Below are 14982 nucleotides of genomic sequence, written 5' to 3' on the forward strand. Positions count from 1 at the left end.
TCGATCCGTACGCGAACCTCGTCATAGGCTGCAATCCGACAGACTCCAGTGGCGGCAATTCCTGCCAGGGTGTCCGACCATGGGTCGGACACCTGTTTCGCCAGCTTGACAATCCGCGTGTCGGTGGGCCGTCGTGTCAATCCAATCACCCGCTGTTTCTGGCGGAGTCAGGGCGCCGGGGTCATTCAATGGAAAACGGAATACTCCCCCAGGGAGCACCTGCCGGCTGATCCGATTGAGGTGAAGGGGCAGGCGCTGTCTGGGGCGCACGCGTGGCGGCCGTCCAAGTCATCCATAACACGTCCGAACCAGGCAATGTTTGCCAAGGTGTCCGACCATGGGTCGGACACCTGTCCGGGCCGCTCGACACAGCTGATTGTCGGGTTCATCAGTTGGCGGACGTGTTAAGAAGTCCGACCTTTTTCACGACCCGGCTTCCTCCCGCTTTCCGGAGGAAGCCCGTATGCAAGCAAGGGATCACGCCCTCCCCTCACGCCGTCGCGCTGGGTGTGCGACGCGAGGGGAGCGGCCCTGGCAAGGAGGTTCGCATGGCACATAAGAAGCTCTTCATCCCCGGTCCGGTGGATGTCCGTCCCGATGTCCTGGCCGCCATGGCCACGCCCATGATCGGGCACCGCAGCAAGGACGCCAGCGCCCTGCAGCGCGCCGTCTCCGAGAAGCTGCAGCAGGTCTTCCAAACCAGGGAGCAGATCCTCCTCTCCACCAGCTCCGGCAGCGGCCTGATGGAAGGCTCGATCCGCTCCTTCACGCAGAAGGGCGTCGCCGTCTTCAGCGTGGGCGCCTTCGGCAAGCGCTGGTACGAGATGGCGGTGATGAACGGCAAGACGGCCGACCTCTACGAGGTGCCCCAGGGCCTGCCCACGCTGCCCGAGGTGGTGGAGAAGGCCCTGGCCACGGGCAAGTACGACACCTTCACCATCACCCACAACGAGACCTCCAGCGGCGTGATGAACCCCGTCGCCGAGATCGCCGAGGTGCGCCGCCGCCACCCGGACGTCCTCTGGCTGGTGGACGCCGTCTCCTCCATGGGCGGCGTGCCCATTCCGGTGGACGAGCTGGGCATCGACTGCTGCATCACCAGCAGCCAGAAGGCCCTGGCCCTGCCCCCCGGCCTGGCCTGCTGCAGCGTCACCAAGCGGGCCATCGAGCGCGCCCGCACCGTCAAGGAGCGCGGCTTCTACTTCGACATGGTCCAGCTCTACGACTTCATCTTCAAGAAGGACTACCAGTATCCTTCCACCCCCACCCTCAGCCACATGTACGCGCTGAACCTGCAGCTGGACCTCATCCTCTCCATCGGCCTCGAAAGCTACTGGAAGCGTCACCAGGAGAACATGCAGCTGACCCGCGACTGGGCGGCCAGGCACTTCCGCCTGCTGGTGGAGGATACCTACGCCAGCCGCACCGTCACCGTCGTGCACAACACCCGGGAGATCAACGTCAGCGACCTCAACAAGGCCCTGGGCGAGCGCGGCTACCAGATCGCCAACGGCTACGGCGACCTCAAGGACAAGACCTTCCGCATCGCCCACATGGGCTGGCGCACCAAGGAGGAGCTGCAGGGGCTGTTCGGCCACATGGAAGAGATCCTGGGCCTCAAGTAGGAGCATCATCATGGCACGCATTCTGTTGAACGACGGCTTGGACGCGGCCGCCGTGCAGGCCTTGCGCGACAAAGGCCACGAGGTGGACACGGCCCATTACGAGGGCGATGAACTCAACGCCCGGCTGAAGACGGTGGACGCGGTGGTGATCCGCAGCGCCACCAAGCTGCGCGAACCCAACATCCAGGCCGCCCTCGAGACGGGCCGCCTCAAGCTGATCATCCGCGGCGGGGTGGGCATCGACAACATCGACCACGTCTTCGCCCGCGCCCGGGGCCTCGAGGTGCGCAACACGCCCACGGCCAGCAGCGCCTCCGTGGCCGAGCTGGCCCTGGCCCACATGTTCGCCGTCAGCCGTTTCATCGCGCACGCCAACGTCACCATGCGCCAGGGCGAATGGAACAAGAAGCAGTACAAGGGGGTGGAGCTGGGCGGCGCCGTGCTGGGCATCGTCGGCATCGGCCGCATCGGCCAGGAGCTGGGCAAGCGCGCCCTGGCCCTGGGCATGACCGTCCTCTACACCGACCTGCCCGGCGTTGAGTGGAAGCAGGCCGGCGCCACGCGCGTGGAGCTGGACGAGCTGTTGGCCAAGAGCGACTACATCAGCCTCCACGTGCCCTTCGACAAGGCCAAGGGCGCCCTGCTGGGACCGGACCAGTTCGCGCGGATGAAGGACGGCGTCCGCCTGGTGAACTGCAGCCGCGGCGGCGTGGTGGACGAGGCGGCGCTGCTGGCCGCCCTCGAGAGCGGCAAAGTGGCGGGGGCGGGCATCGACGTCTTCGCCGAGGAGCCCACCAGGAACCTGACCCTGGTGGGCCACCCCAAGGTCAGCGTCACCCCGCACATCGGCGCGGAGACCAAGCAGGCCCAGACGCGCATCGGCGCCGAGGTGGTGGCCATCCTGTGCGAACGGCTGGGGGGCTGAGATGGCGGTCTTCACGCCTTTCGAGGGTTTCCGGCCGCGGGCCGACCTGGCGGCCCGGGTCGCTTGCCGGCCCTATGACGTGCTGAGCAGCGCCGAAGCGCGGGAGGAGGCCAGGGGCAATCCCCACACCTTCCTGCACGTGGACAAGTCGGAGATCGACCTGCCGGAGGAGATCGACCTCTACGACAACCGCGTCTACGCCAAGGCGCGCGAGAACCTGGACCGCTTCATCGCCCAGGGCGTGCTGGTGCAGGACGATTGCGACTGCTTCTACATCTACCGCCAGCACATGGACGGCCGGGTGCAGACGGGCCTGGTGGGCTGCTGCAGCGTGGACGACTACCTCCAGGACGTCATCCGCAAGCATGAACACACCCGCGCCGACAAGGAGAAGGACCGCATCCGCCATGTGGACGAGTGCGACGCCAACGTCGGCCTCGTCTTTCTCACTTACCGCGGCCAGGCCCGCCTGGACCAGGTGACGGAGCAGTGGACGACCGGGCATGCCCCTGTCTACGACTTCGAATCGGGCGGCGTGCGCCACCAGTGGTGGGTGCTGGACGACCCGCGCCTGCAGGCGGAGATCGCGGCCGCCTTCGCCAAGGTGAAGCACCTCTACGTCGCCGACGGCCACCACCGCAGCGCCAGCGCCGCCAGAGTGGGCGAGCAGCGCCGGGCGGCCAATCCCCGGCACACGGGTGACGAGGAGTACAACCGCTTCCTGGCCGTCTGTTTTCCAAGCGAGCAGCTGCACATCATGGATTACAACCGCTTGATCAAGGACCTGGGCGGCCGCACGTCGACGCAGTTCCTGGCGGAGCTGGAGCGGGCCTTCACGGTGGAGCCGGCCGGGGAGCGGGGCCAGCCCTTCCGCCCGGAGGAACGTGGCCAGTACGGCCTCTATCTTGAAGGCCGGTGGTACCGGCTGTCGGCGCGGCCGGAGGTGGTGCCCGCCGACGATCCCGTGGGGCGCCTGGATGTGGCCGTGCTGCAGGAGCACCTGCTGACCCGGATGCTGGGCATCACCGATCCGCGCACGGACAAGCGCCTGGACTTCGTGGGCGGGATCCGCGGCCTGGGAGAACTGGAGCGCCGCGTGGAAGAGGACGGCTTCGCCTGCGCCGTGGCCATGCATCCCACCGCCATCGACGACCTGATGGCGGTGGCTGATTCGGGCCAGGTGATGCCGCCCAAGAGCACGTGGTTCGAACCCAAGCTCTACAGCGGCCTGGTGGTGCACCGCCTCGGTTGACCAGGCATGCCTCCTCATGCATGAATGAATCGAAGGATCGGGCGCCGCGAGGCGCCCGATCCTGTCCCGCAAGGCCGGCCGCCTCCCGACGCGCCTTGCCGCGACTTTCCTGCCAGGGGTGGAAAAAGCCGGGTGCGGCGGTCGGGAACAGACACATTCCCCTCGCCGCCTGACGCATTGGCCGGGGACGCCGTGCACCGGCGCCGGGTCGCCCCCCGGGAAGACTTCCCGTCGCAGTCTATCCGTCAGGCGCTTCCTTTTTGATGGGTGTTCCAGATGCCGCACTGCATGATGTCCTTGCTGATCCTGATGCTGATCCTGCCGGCGGGGGCCGATCTCCTGCCGTTGACCCGGGTGGTGCCGGGCGGCCTGTCCCCGGAGGACAGCCTCATCGTCGTCATGGACCGTTCCACGCCCGAGGGAAGTGGACTTGGGCGCGGCGAGCTGCTGATCCTCGCCCAGACCTGCCGCGGCGCCGTGGCCGGTACCTTGGCCACCCGCGGTTACACGCTGTTGTCGGAGGAGGCGACCCGCGCGGCCCGGCGCGGGTTGGGCCTGGAGGCGGATTCCTGCGGTGAGGAGGGCGAGCGGTTGCTGGCCCGGGAGCTTCAGGCGGATTGGCTGCTGACCCTGCGCGTGGATCAGGCCGGGCCGCACTGGAGCGTGCAGGTCACGCTGCGCCGGGTCGCCGGCTGGATCCAGGTGGACGAGCGGACACGCCGCGGCACGGCCCGGCGCGAACTGGGCCCCCTGCTGGAGGAGGCGGTGGGCGACCTCTTTGCCAGCCACCTGTTGCCAGGGGAGGACCGGGGTCGAGAATCCGTTGACCCTTCATTCGCGCGCCCCTTTTTCCGATCCCTGCTCGCCCGGCCCGACGCCGCCGGAAGCTCGTGGACCGGAACCGGCCGCCCCCCGACCAGACGCCGGCCGGGCCCTTCCGGCATCCGCAACCAGATCTATCTGGAGGCGGGATTCAGCCCGACCTTCTTCTATCCGCGCCCCAAGACACAGCAAGCCACGGGAACCGTCGCCTGGGGCGGCGGCCTGCGTCTCGCCGATCCCACCCGCTCGCGCTACGACCTGGTGCTGGATTGGTGGCGCGCCGACGAGGACGAGCTGGGCTACACCATGCTGCGGGCCCTGGCGGAGATCACGCCCCTGCATGTGGGGCCCATCTATCCTTACGTGAATGCGGGCTACCAGGTCATCAAGACCAACACCCGGCAGGATGAACGCCTGCTCTTGGGCGGCGCCGGCCTCGAGTTCCGCACCCGCGGCATGCTGGCCGTCGCCGGCGGCATGGATTTCATGAAGGATCGCAAGAGCAAGATCCGCTTCAGCTCCGTCAACCGCTGCTGGCACGCGGAACTGGCCCTGGCGGGAGCCAACTTCGGCCTGGGGGTCGTGGGCCTCTTCGGCGCCGACATCCGCTCCAACGCCTCCGTCTCGGCTCGGCTGCGCGTCTTCCACCAACGTGGCACGGGCCTGCCGGGCTGGCTGGGGCGCGGGCGTTAAGTCGGGATCTGCGGCCTGACCAAGGGCCGCGGGCAGGGAGTTGATACATTGGGCCACCCCCCGCTTAGCGTCGAGGACCCGCCATGACACGCCGAATCCAAGCTCTCGGAGCAGGGCTTTGCCTGCTTCTGGCCCCCCCCCTTGGAGCGCTTCCCGCCGGCCGCCTGGTCGGGTGGGGCGCCATGACCCAACCCATCGTGGAGCCAGGCACCCGCTACACGGCCGTGACCGCCGGTCCAGTGGGTGGCATGGCCCTGGACCGGCAGGGGCGTCCCGTCGGCTGGGGACACTTGCCGCCGGATTCCCCGCCCACCGAGCCGCTGGTGGCCGTTTCGGCGGGCGGTCGGCATGTTCTGGGCCTGACCGCCGCAGGCCGCGTGGTGGCCTGGGGAGACGACGGTCAGGGGCAGTGCCAGGCGCCCTCCAGTTCTGATTTCGTGGCCGTGGCGGCGGGCGGATTCCACAGCCTGGCCCTGCGCGGCGACGGCAGCGTGGCGGCCTGGGGCAGCAACCTGGACATGTATGGGGAGCCTTCCGGCCAGTGTGACGTGCCGGCACCAAACATGGATTTCGTCGCCATCGCGGCCGGGGCGGTGCACAGCCTGGGGCTGAAGCGGGACGGCAGCATTGTCGCCTGGGGGGCGAACACGGGTGATTTCTACTACCCCATCGATGATCCCGGCCAGTGCCTGGTTCCGGAGCCCAACGAGGGTTTCGTGGCCGTGGCCGCCGGCCACTTCCACAGCATGGGGCTGAAACAGGACGGCTCCATTGTCACCTGGGGATACTTCGACAGCACGGTCCATCCCGTGCCTGCGCCCAACAGCGGTTTTGTTGGCATCGCCGGCGGCCTTTTCCTCAACTTGGGGCTGCGGGCGGACGGCAGCCTGGTGCAGTGGGACTGGGGTGGGATGCCACGTCCAGTGCCGGACCCGGGGCCGGGCTTCACGGCCATCGCCGCCGGCGAGAACCATGCCCTGGCCCTGCGCTCCGATGGAACCCTGGTCGCCTGGGGGGACAATACCTTGGGGCAGTCCATGATTCCCGATCCGGCCCCGTCCCTGGTCGCCGTGTCCGCCGGGGGATTGAACGCCCTGGCCCTGGGCGAGGATGGCATCCTGCGGGGTTGGGGCCAGGCCATGGATTGGGTCGGCGGTCGTGTGCCCATGCCGCTGCCCCAACCCAACCAGCAGATCCGCGCTCTGGCCGCCGGTCCCACCCACAATCTGGCCGTGGGCTTGGACGGGGTGGTGCGCTGCGGCGGCTGGGACTTTTTCGGCGAATGCAGCGTGCCGCCGCCCAACCAGGGCTATCTCGAGGTGGCGGCCGGCTGGCACTTCAGCCTTGGCCTGAGGGAGGGCGGCGTTGTTGAGGCCTGGGGCAACGACGATGAGGGGCAGTGCCAGGTGCCCGCCGCTGCCCAGAACGCCGTGGCCCTGGCGGCTGGCTGGGCCCACGGCCTGGCCCTGCGCGGCGACGGCTCGATTGTCGCCTGGGGCGATGACGGCAACGGGCAGGGCCGGCCGCCGGAGGACAACAGGGGCTTCACGGCCATCGCGGCGGGGGCGTGGCACAACCTGGCGCTGCGCGATGATGGCTCGATCACGGCCTGGGGCGCCAGCCATGCCGGCCAGTGCGCCGTGCCTGTACCCAATGAAGGGTTCGTGGCGGTGGCGGCCGGGGAGGACCACAGCGTCGGGTTGAAGGCGGACGGACGGGTGGTGGCCTGGGGGGCCAACGACCGTGGCCAATGTGCGGTGCCGGATCCCAGCGGCGGATACATGGCGATTGCGGCGGGCTGGGGCTTCACCGTGGCGCTGCGGGCGTCGGAGGCGGTGCCGCTGGCCCCGGTGACGGACCTGCGTGCCAGCTGGACGGTCGGCGGTCTGCGGCTGGACTGGTCGGCGCCGGCCACGGATGTCAATGGTGCGGCGCCGGTGGTGGTTGAAGGCTACGAATTGCACGCCTCCAGCAGCCCCTGGTTCACGCCGCAGGCAGCGACACGGCTGGTCGTGCTGGCGGAGCCCGGTTGTTGGCTTCCGGCCGGCGCCTCGGGGCCGCCGGCGCAGTTTCTGCGGGTGGTCGCCCTTGGCCGCGGTCCCTGGCTGTCCCGCGCCGCCCAAGCTGAATGACGTGGTCCGGAATGATGGCGGGACTGCCGCCGCGCCCTCGCCTGCCACGAAACGGGAGATCCGCATGCTGAGCTATCTGACCACGCGCCTACTGCCCTCCATCCTGATCTTCGCGGCGCTGCTGGGCGCGGCGCTGCTGGCAGACCTCCTGCTCCACTGGTCCGGCTTGGCCTGGGTCGGCCGCTGGCTGGGGCCTCTGGGCACGGGACTGCTGGCGGTCTCCTTCCTTCATTCACTCCGGCGCCGAAAACGGATCCGCATGGGCTCCCCCAAGGGCCTGTTACGGCTGCACGAGGTGCTGGGCTGGCTGGGCGGCCTGGTCCTGCTCGTGCATGGCGGGATTCACCTGAACGCAGTGATTCCCTGGCTGGCGCTGCTCGCCATGGTGGTCGTGGTGGCCAGCGGGCTCACAGGCAAGTTTCTGCTGGCAGAGGCGCGGGGCAGCGTGGCGGCGCGGCGCGGCGAGTTGGCGTCGCAGGGCCTCGAAGAAGCCGAGGTGGAGCGGCAGCTGATGGGCTTGGCCTTGTTGACGAGCGTCATGCAGCGCTGGCGAAGCATCCACATGCCGTTGACAATGACCTTCGCCGGCCTGGCCCTGGTGCACATCGTCCTCACCCTTTTGCTCTGGTGACCTCATGAATCGCAGCTTGCTCACTTTCCTCCTGGTTCTGATCGCAGCGTCGATCTTCGCATGGACGGCTCCGGGACCAGCTTTACAGCCCGGCCGGCTGCTGGCGGCCCACGCCAACCTGCGCAACGAGTGCTTGGCCTGCCACGCCATCGGTCGAGGCGTCCAGCGGGACAAGTGCGCAGCATGTCACGCGCCGGACGGCATCGGCCTGAGAAACGCAGCCGGCATGGTACTGGCAGTTTCCCGGCCTGCTGTGCAGGGCTTGCACCAGCGCAGCGACAAGGTGTCGTGCGCCGTGTGCCATGCGGAGCACGCGGGTCGGCTGGGCGACAAGACCGCGGCACGCTTCTCCCATGACCGGCTTCCACGCGATCTCGCCGGTGACTGCGCGGCCTGCCACAACGGGCAAATTCCAGAAGATGCCCTGCACCATGATGTTGGAGGCAGTTGCGGGGATTGCCACGGCATGGCGTCCTGGTCGCCGGCAGACTTCGACCATGCCCTGCTTGGTGCCGCGCCCGCTTGTGGAACCTGCCATCTCGCGGACAAGCCGGTCGATGACCTTCACCGCACATTGGATCCTGTTGCCAATTGCACACCCTGCCACCGGACCAAGGCCTGGAAGCCCGCCGACTATGACCACACACCCTGGTTCCGCTTCGACCGCAATCACCCGGCGCGCTGCGCGGACTGCCATATGCCGGGAAAGGGGTATCAGGACTACTCATGCACGGGCTGCCACATCCACAGCCCCGCACGTGTAGCCGCCGAGCACCGCAAAGAGGGCATCGTCGACTGGCGGAACTGCGTCGAATGCCACCGCAGCGGTGACGAGGACGAGGCGCGCGCCGCCAAGCATGACAGGTAAGGTGACAGGGAGGAAGGGCGCGATGACGACTGATCCCCTGCTGTTTATCAGAAGGATCCGTGATCGTGCGAGGTCTGCGTGGCATGAGATCGATCAGTGTATGGGTTCCCTGACAGGTGTCCGACCCATGGGCGGGCACTACGGCGTTGGCTGCCACCCTCCGCCCACCCTACCCTTGTACGCGGCCATCGCCGCAGTGCGGGCAATTGTTCAAGCCGGGGGCCAGCCAGGAGCGGACGCCACAGGCGGGGCAACTGCCGCCCACCAGGCCACGCTCCGGCAGTGGGGATCCGATGGTATCATCCTCTTGCCCGGCAAGGGATTCCACCAAGCCTGGGAGCTGCCCGAGGCAATCCTCGAGGGTGGCCCACATGGCCCAGACCTCCACTTCGTGGGAAACCAGGGGCTGCAGTCCCCCGTGGGTCTGGCCGCAACCCGGGCAGTGCGGTCCGCCCCCGCCACCCGGATCGCCGTCGCCCTCCAGGGCGAAGCGGGTCCGGCAAGCCGGGCAGCGGTAAGCGATCAGACTGGTCGTCATGGGCCACCTCTCGACGCTGGGACGCGGAAGCAAGGTGGCGGGAGGCTGGGACGGCGGAGGTGATGGGCGTCACCATGGCTCGGTGAAGGTCAGCTTGGCCCATCTTCCGGCCAAGCTGTCGAGATCAGGCCGCGGGCCGCAGCGGCCCGGCGGGAGGGCGTCGATCGCCGAAGCGGCCCTGTGCGACGGGGAGGAAGCCTGCCCCCCAATCCGCGGCTCAGACGCGCAGGTCCTCCGACCCGCCATGCCTCCTTCGTCAATTCATTTGCCTACCCACATTGCAGTTATTGCACAGCAAAGTTCAAGCTCGGCCGACTCAAGAATCAAGTACAAAACTCATCGTAAGGTGTTGCCATGGAAAGGACATACCAGCATCTTTCGCCTGAAGAACGCACCGTCATTTCCTGAAGCGTTCAGAGGGCAAAGGTCCTCGGGCCATTGGCCGAGTCCTGCACCGCGATCCCGGCACGATCAGCCGGGAGCTGAAGGGGAACACCTGGCTGACAAGCCCTATGACGCCAGGCGTGCGGGGCTGCGCGCATCGCCGGGACTTTGATGCTGACATGAGTTGAGACTTGGGTTGGGAGTTGCACTGACCAAGGTTGGGGGTTGTATGCGGATGACCATGCGCACGGTGTTGCCAACTGCCCTGCTGGGCGCCCTGCTCGCGGGATGCGGAGGGGGATCCTCCGAAACGAGCGCTCCGATCCTTGGCTTTGCTTCGAGCGAGCGCGGACCCCTGCCGGGCATGCGCTTCGTCAAGATCAAAGCGGGATCCTTCATGATGGGCAGCAGCAATGAAGAGATCGCCTACTGGCAGGCCCATCCCCCGGTGGAGGAGCTTGCATTCTTAAAGGTGACCCCTGCGGATTGGCGTACATGGGTGGCGGTCGAGGGACCACAGCATGAAGTGCGCGTCAGCACCTTCCAGCTGATGACGACGGAGGTGACGCAGGCCCAGTGGCAGGCCTTGATGGGCGACAATCCATCCTTCAACAAGGGTGGCGACTTGCCGGTGGAGCAGGTCAGTTGGCAGGATGTGCAGGGCTTTTTGGCTGAGATCAACCGTCGTGATTCGTCCTTTCACTATCGCCTGCCCACGGAGGCGGAGTGGGAGTACGCTTGCCGGGCGGGGTCGACCGGCTCCTGGAGCTGCGGCAATGACGAGGAGTCGCTGAAGGACATTGCCTGGTATTGGAGAACCAGTGGTGATGTGGTGCTGGGCGGCAACTGGGACGTAGGCCGCATCCGGTCCAACAACCCCCGGACCCATCCCGTGGGGGCCAAGTCGCCCAATGCCTGGGGTCTGTACGACATGCACGGCAATGTCTGGGAGTGGTGCGCGGATTGGTACGGGCCCTACGCGGCGGAGGCGCAGCGGGATCCCACCGGCCCTTACAGCGGCTCCCGTCGCGTCTATCGGGGCGGCGACGCCGCCAGTGGCGCGGCGGGTCTGCGCGCAGCCTACCGCGACTTCCGGGGTGCCGAGCGACCGCGCCGGTGGCCTGGGTTTCCGTCTCTGCAGGACCGTTAACCCTTAGCTCTCTTACCCTCTTACCCTTTGCTGCGATGGGCGGGGTGGTCGACCGGGCGCCGCCCGCCCGAGCGAAGCCGGGGCGAGGTGGCGCCCGGTCGACCGCGCGGGTGGACAGGATCGAGCTTTTCTTAGGAGTGACGTGTGACCGTGCGCATCATCACGATTCCCTTCGACCGGGAACGAGGGATTTTTCCAGAGGAGGAGTTGAATCGCTTCTGCGCGGCTCGCCAGGTGCTGCACAAACGGCCGGAGTTTTTCTCGCACCAGGGGCGTGCCTGGTGGACGGTGTGGTTGGAGGTCGAGGAGGTCGAACCGGGTCAATCGATTCCGGAAGGGCTGAATGCGGCCCAAGCAGGTATTTTGAAACGGTTGCGCGAGTGGCGCATGCAGGTCGCGGACAAGGCGGGTCTGCCCGCCTACGTGGTGTTGACCAACCGGGAGCTTGAAGAGGTGGCCCGACGAAAACCCGGCACCCTGGAGGCGCTACGCGGCATCCATGGCTTGGGTCAGAAGAAGCTGGCCCGTTACGGCAAGGCCATCCTGGCCCTGGTGTCGGAGACGGGTCCGCCCACGCTCGAGGTCACGCAGGCAATGGACCGTGAACCGCCTGCTGAAGCTGAGCCACCCGCTGCCACGGAGACGGCTGAGCATGCATGAGGCCGCGCCGCTTCTGGAGCATTGGAATCGCTTCCTCGACTGGCTGCTGGATCGCCTGGAGCGCTTTCCCCGGGATGCGCGCTTCACCATCAGCCAGCGCATGGCCAACTTGGCCCTGGACGCCTTGGAGGCCATCATCGAGGCGGCCTACACCAAGGACCGTGTGCCCATTCTGCGCCGCCTGAATTTGATTCTGGAGAAGCTTCGCGTGATGGTGCGGATCAGCCATCGACGCCGCTACCTCAGCACGGACCAGTACGAACATGCTGCCGAGAACCTGCTCACCATTGGCCGCATGGTCGGCGGTTGGTTGCGACATGCTGCCGCAGGGTGATTTGTTTAACCAGCTCGCGTCCTTCGCCTGGCTGCTGGAGGCATGGCGTCGAGTGCGGCGGGGAGCCGGCAAGACACGGGTATCCGTGGAATTCGAGTTCAATTTGGAGCAGGAGCTGCTCGACCTGCGCGATGAGCTGCGCAGCGGCACATGGAAGCCCGCAGGGTATCGTTACTTCACGATCAAGGAACCAAAGGAACGCTTGATCGCCGCGGCGCCCTTGCGCGACCGCATCGTACACCACGCCGTGGTCGGGCTGCTGGAACCGATTTATGAGGAGCGTTTCATCGAAGACTCCTACGCGACGCGCAAGGGAAAGGGTATGCACCTGGCAGTGTGCCGCGCCCAGGAGTTGGTGAGGCGGCATCGCTGGCATTTGAAGGTCGACATTCGCCAGTATTTCCCCAGCGTTGATCTGGATCGTCTCGGCCTGCAACTGCGCCAAGACATTGGTTCGGATCCCATCATCGATGTCCTGGAGCGCATCCTGCGCTGCGATCCGAGTCGACCCGGCCTGCCCATCGGCAACCTGACCAGCCAGTTTCTCGCCAACGTCTACCTGAACGGGTTTGATCACTGGGTGCAGGATGAACTGCGTCCGGCAGGCTATGTGCGCTACATGGACGACATGGTCTTCTTTCATGACGATCGGTCCGCGCTGAAGAAAATGTTGCCGGAGGCGAGCGGGTGGTTGACCATGCAGCGCGGTCTGCGCTTGAAGGAATCGGCCACTCGAATCAACCAGCGGAACCACGGCCTGGGCTTCCTGGGTGTCAGGATCTTCCCGGAGTTGATCCGGGTGCGGAGAGAGAGCTTGCGTCGGTGTCTGCAGCGATTGTCGCGACGCGAGTGGCAATATCAATCAGGGTGGCTGTCCGAGGACGAGCTTGCCGTCTGTGCGCAGAGCGCCGTGGCGCACCTCGCACACTGGAACAGCCATGCATTACGACGATCGATCTTCAAGGGCGATCATCATCGGCGGCTCCCATCGCGTCAATCGGGGCGGCGACTACACCAATGCCGCGGCGAATCTGCGCGCAGCCAACCGCGACAACAATGAGCCGAGCAACCGCGACAATGACCTGGGTTTCCGTCTCTGCAGCACCGTTGACGGGCTGATTCGCAACCTCCATGGATGTTGCGACCGTGTGGCTTGACCACGTTCCACCAGCGGTCCCGATGATCGTCCCGCCCTGCTGACATAGGCAGGCAAAGAGAGGCACCGGCTCTCAACATCAGAGGGTCGGTGCCGATTTCCTCTCAAGGGTGTGCTCCAAGACCTGCTTGGTCCCGGTTGAGAACCTTCTGCAATCAGGGTTTACACCCTCAGGTCCTCCTCCTCGCCTTCCAGCGCCTCCCGATTGGCGTCCAGCAGGGGCTGGACCTCGCGGCGCAGGTAGTCCTCCACCTGGCCGGCGGCCCGGCCGGTGAAGGTGCGGGGATTGCAGAGCACGCGCAGGTCGGTCAGGGTGAAGGGAATGCTGGTGTCCTCGGCCAGCAGCTCGAGCAGGTTGTTGTCCAGCCCCTCCTCCTTGACCCGCCGGGCGGCGCGCATGGAAAGCTGGCGGATCGCCTCGTGCAGCTGCTGGCGGTCGCCGCCGCGCTTGACCCCCTCCATCAGGATGGTCTCCGTCGCCATGAAGGGCAGTTCCGCGTCCAGGCGGCGGCGGATCACCTCGGGGTAGACCACCAGTCCGCTGAACACGTTCTCGAGGATGAGCAGGACGGCGTCGGCGCACAGAAAAGCCTCGGGCACGACCAGCCGCTTCTGGGCGCTGTCGTCCAGGGTGCGCTCGAACCATTGGGTGGCGGCGGTCATGCCCACGCCCTGCGGATAGGCCATCAGCACCTTGGCCAGGCTGGCGGCCCGCTCGCAGCGCATGGGATTGCGCTTGTAGGCCATGGCGCTGCTGCCGATCTGCTCCTGCCCGAAGGGCTCCTCCACCTCCTTCAGGTGCTGCAGGAGGCGGATGTCCCCCGTGATGCGGTGCACGCTGCGCCCCAAACCGGCCAGCCAGTCCAGGATGCGGGCGTCCTCCTTGCGCGGGTAGGTCTGGCCGCACACGGCGTAGTCCCGGGGGAAGTCCATGCGCTCCAGGATGAGCTGATCCAGCTGGCGCACCTTCTCCTCGTCGCCGTCGAAGAGGGCCAGGAAGCTGGCCTGGGTGCCGGTGGTGCCTTTGCAGCCCAGGAAACGCAGGGTGGCGAGCCGGTGCTCCAGGTCCTCGAAGTCCAGCATCAGGTCTTGCAGCCAGAGGGCGGCCCGCTTGCCCACCGTGACGGGTTGGGCTGGCTGGAAATGGGTGAAGCCGAGGGTGGGCAGCTCCTTCCAGCGGTCGGCGAAGGCGGCGAGGCGGGCAATGACCCGCAGCAGGCGGCGTCGCAGCAGGCGCAGGGCCCCGCGCAGCTGGATGAGATCCGTGTTGTCGCCCACGTAGGCGCTGGTGGCCCCCAGGTGGATGATCCCCGCCGCCGCCGGACACTGCAGTCCCCAGGCGTGGACGTGGCTCATCACGTCGTGGCGGGTGACGCGTTCCCGGGCCTCGGCCACCTCGTGGTTGATCTCCTCCGCGGTGGCGCGCAGCTCCTCCAGTTGCGCCTCCGTCACGGGCAGCCCCAGCTCCCGCTGGGCCTCGGCCAGGGCGATCCACAAACGCCGCCAGGTGCGGAACTTGGTCTCGGGACTGAACAGGCGGCTCATGGCGGCGCTGGCGTAGCGCTCCAGCAGCGGATTCTCGTAGCGGTCGCGCGCCCTCTCCATCTGCAGCCCCCGTTTCTGGTCCAGTGCCTTGGCGTGCCGCGGCCTCTCCGTTCCACTCCCGGCGGGAAGGGGGCGTGAGGCCCGTTCAAGTTCGAAAACCCGGCGCAGAGGAGGGATGCCCGGGTGGGGGAAACTGGGGGGCGATGCGGTCGCGTGCACAAAGGAGGCGCCCAAGGGGACAATCCGACCCTTCGCATTTGCCCCGCC

General features: G+C 67.1%; 13 protein-coding genes and 1 pseudogene. 12 read left to right on the top strand and 2 right to left on the bottom strand.

The annotated features are described in order from the left end of the window. The first annotated feature begins 548 nt into the window (after nt 1–548). The 7 genes from Q8O14_09715 to Q8O14_09745 all read left to right on the top strand — a co-directional run bounded on the left by Q8O14_09715 (nt 549) and on the right by Q8O14_09745 (nt 8948). The gene (locus Q8O14_09715; protein MDP2361016.1) at nt 549–1625 is read left to right on the top strand and encodes an alanine--glyoxylate aminotransferase family protein; all 1077 of its coding nucleotides are present in this window, start codon (nt 549–551) and stop codon (nt 1623–1625) included. A gap of 10 nt (nt 1626–1635) precedes the next feature. Continuing rightward, the gene (locus Q8O14_09720; protein ID MDP2361017.1) at nt 1636–2550 is read left to right on the top strand and encodes a D-2-hydroxyacid dehydrogenase; all 915 of its coding nucleotides are present in this window, start codon (nt 1636–1638) and stop codon (nt 2548–2550) included. A 1-nt stretch (nt 2551) separates the two neighbouring features. Next, on the top strand, nt 2552–3802 hold the full coding sequence (locus Q8O14_09725; GenBank protein MDP2361018.1) for a DUF1015 family protein: 1251 nt from the start codon (nt 2552–2554) through the stop codon (nt 3800–3802). A 288-nt stretch (nt 3803–4090) separates the two neighbouring features. Then, complete coding sequence (locus tag Q8O14_09730; GenBank protein MDP2361019.1) at nt 4091–5317, top strand: hypothetical protein; 1227 nt, start codon at nt 4091–4093, stop codon at nt 5315–5317. 182 nt (nt 5318–5499) lie between these two features. Beyond that, nucleotides 5500–7449: a hypothetical protein gene (locus Q8O14_09735; protein MDP2361020.1), complete on the top strand. Its 1950-nt coding sequence runs from the start codon at nt 5500–5502 to the stop codon at nt 7447–7449. A gap of 64 nt (nt 7450–7513) precedes the next feature. Beyond that, complete coding sequence (locus tag Q8O14_09740; GenBank protein MDP2361021.1) at nt 7514–8080, top strand: hypothetical protein; 567 nt, start codon at nt 7514–7516, stop codon at nt 8078–8080. 4 nt (nt 8081–8084) lie between these two features. Next, entirely contained in the window at nt 8085–8948 is an 864-nt protein-coding gene (locus tag Q8O14_09745; protein MDP2361022.1) for a cytochrome c3 family protein, read from the top strand. A 169-nt stretch (nt 8949–9117) separates the two neighbouring features. Here the strand turns inward: Q8O14_09745 and Q8O14_09750 are convergent, their stop codons facing one another. Then, complete coding sequence (locus tag Q8O14_09750) at nt 9118–9486, bottom strand: hypothetical protein (protein MDP2361023.1); 369 nt, start codon at nt 9484–9486, stop codon at nt 9118–9120. Nucleotides 9487–9890: 404 nt separating this feature from the next. Here Q8O14_09750 and Q8O14_09755 point away from each other — a divergent pair. The 5 genes and pseudogenes from Q8O14_09755 to Q8O14_09775 all read left to right on the top strand — a co-directional run bounded on the left by Q8O14_09755 (nt 9891) and on the right by Q8O14_09775 (nt 13074). After that, nucleotides 9891–9980: pseudogene (locus Q8O14_09755) on the top strand (helix-turn-helix domain-containing protein). Nucleotides 9981–10111: 131 nt separating this feature from the next. Next, entirely contained in the window at nt 10112–11020 is a 909-nt protein-coding gene (locus tag Q8O14_09760; GenBank protein ID MDP2361024.1) for a formylglycine-generating enzyme family protein, read from the top strand. A 144-nt stretch (nt 11021–11164) separates the two neighbouring features. Further along, entirely contained in the window at nt 11165–11680 is a 516-nt protein-coding gene (locus tag Q8O14_09765; protein ID MDP2361025.1) for an HRDC domain-containing protein, read from the top strand. Further along, the gene (avd, locus tag Q8O14_09770; protein MDP2361026.1) at nt 11673–12014 is read left to right on the top strand and encodes a diversity-generating retroelement protein Avd; all 342 of its coding nucleotides are present in this window, start codon (nt 11673–11675) and stop codon (nt 12012–12014) included. The genes Q8O14_09765 and avd overlap by 8 nt, the downstream gene beginning before the upstream one ends. Next, nucleotides 11998–13074: a reverse transcriptase domain-containing protein gene (locus Q8O14_09775; GenBank protein MDP2361027.1), complete on the top strand. Its 1077-nt coding sequence runs from the start codon at nt 11998–12000 to the stop codon at nt 13072–13074. The genes avd and Q8O14_09775 overlap by 17 nt, the downstream gene beginning before the upstream one ends. Nucleotides 13075–13332: 258 nt before the next feature. Here the strand turns inward: Q8O14_09775 and purB are convergent, their stop codons facing one another. Then, nucleotides 13333–14775: an adenylosuccinate lyase gene (gene purB, locus Q8O14_09780; GenBank protein ID MDP2361028.1), complete on the bottom strand. Its 1443-nt coding sequence runs from the start codon at nt 14773–14775 to the stop codon at nt 13333–13335. Between the last annotated feature and the right edge of the window lie 207 nt (nt 14776–14982).

This window comes from bacterium (assembly GCA_030685015.1).
In the GTDB taxonomy this organism is placed as follows: Bacteria; CAIWAD01; CAIWAD01; order CAIWAD01; family CAIWAD01; genus CAIWAD01.

What these genes read in the sequence shown, in the direction of transcription:
- Q8O14_09715 (MDP2361016.1), top strand. Translation starts at nt 549, where the DNA reads ATGGCACATAAGAAGCTCTTCATCCCCGGTCCGGTGGATGTCCGTCCC.
- Q8O14_09720 (MDP2361017.1), top strand. Translation starts at nt 1,636, where the DNA reads ATGGCACGCATTCTGTTGAACGACGGCTTGGACGCGGCCGCCGTGCAG.
- Q8O14_09725 (MDP2361018.1), top strand. Translation starts at nt 2,552, where the DNA reads ATGGCGGTCTTCACGCCTTTCGAGGGTTTCCGGCCGCGGGCCGACCTG.
- Q8O14_09730 (MDP2361019.1), top strand. Translation starts at nt 4,091, where the DNA reads ATGATGTCCTTGCTGATCCTGATGCTGATCCTGCCGGCGGGGGCCGAT.
- Q8O14_09735 (MDP2361020.1), top strand. Translation starts at nt 5,500, where the DNA reads ATGACCCAACCCATCGTGGAGCCAGGCACCCGCTACACGGCCGTGACC.
- Q8O14_09740 (MDP2361021.1), top strand. Translation starts at nt 7,514, where the DNA reads ATGCTGAGCTATCTGACCACGCGCCTACTGCCCTCCATCCTGATCTTC.
- Q8O14_09745 (MDP2361022.1), top strand. Translation starts at nt 8,085, where the DNA reads ATGAATCGCAGCTTGCTCACTTTCCTCCTGGTTCTGATCGCAGCGTCG.
- Q8O14_09750 (MDP2361023.1), bottom strand. Translation starts at nt 9,486, where the DNA reads ATGACGACCAGTCTGATCGCTTACCGCTGCCCGGCTTGCCGGACCCGC.
- Q8O14_09760 (MDP2361024.1), top strand. Translation starts at nt 10,112, where the DNA reads ATGCGCACGGTGTTGCCAACTGCCCTGCTGGGCGCCCTGCTCGCGGGA.
- avd (MDP2361026.1), top strand. Translation starts at nt 11,673, where the DNA reads ATGCATGAGGCCGCGCCGCTTCTGGAGCATTGGAATCGCTTCCTCGAC.
- Q8O14_09775 (MDP2361027.1), top strand. Translation starts at nt 11,998, where the DNA reads ATGCTGCCGCAGGGTGATTTGTTTAACCAGCTCGCGTCCTTCGCCTGG.
- purB (MDP2361028.1), bottom strand. Translation starts at nt 14,775, where the DNA reads ATGGAGAGGGCGCGCGACCGCTACGAGAATCCGCTGCTGGAGCGCTAC.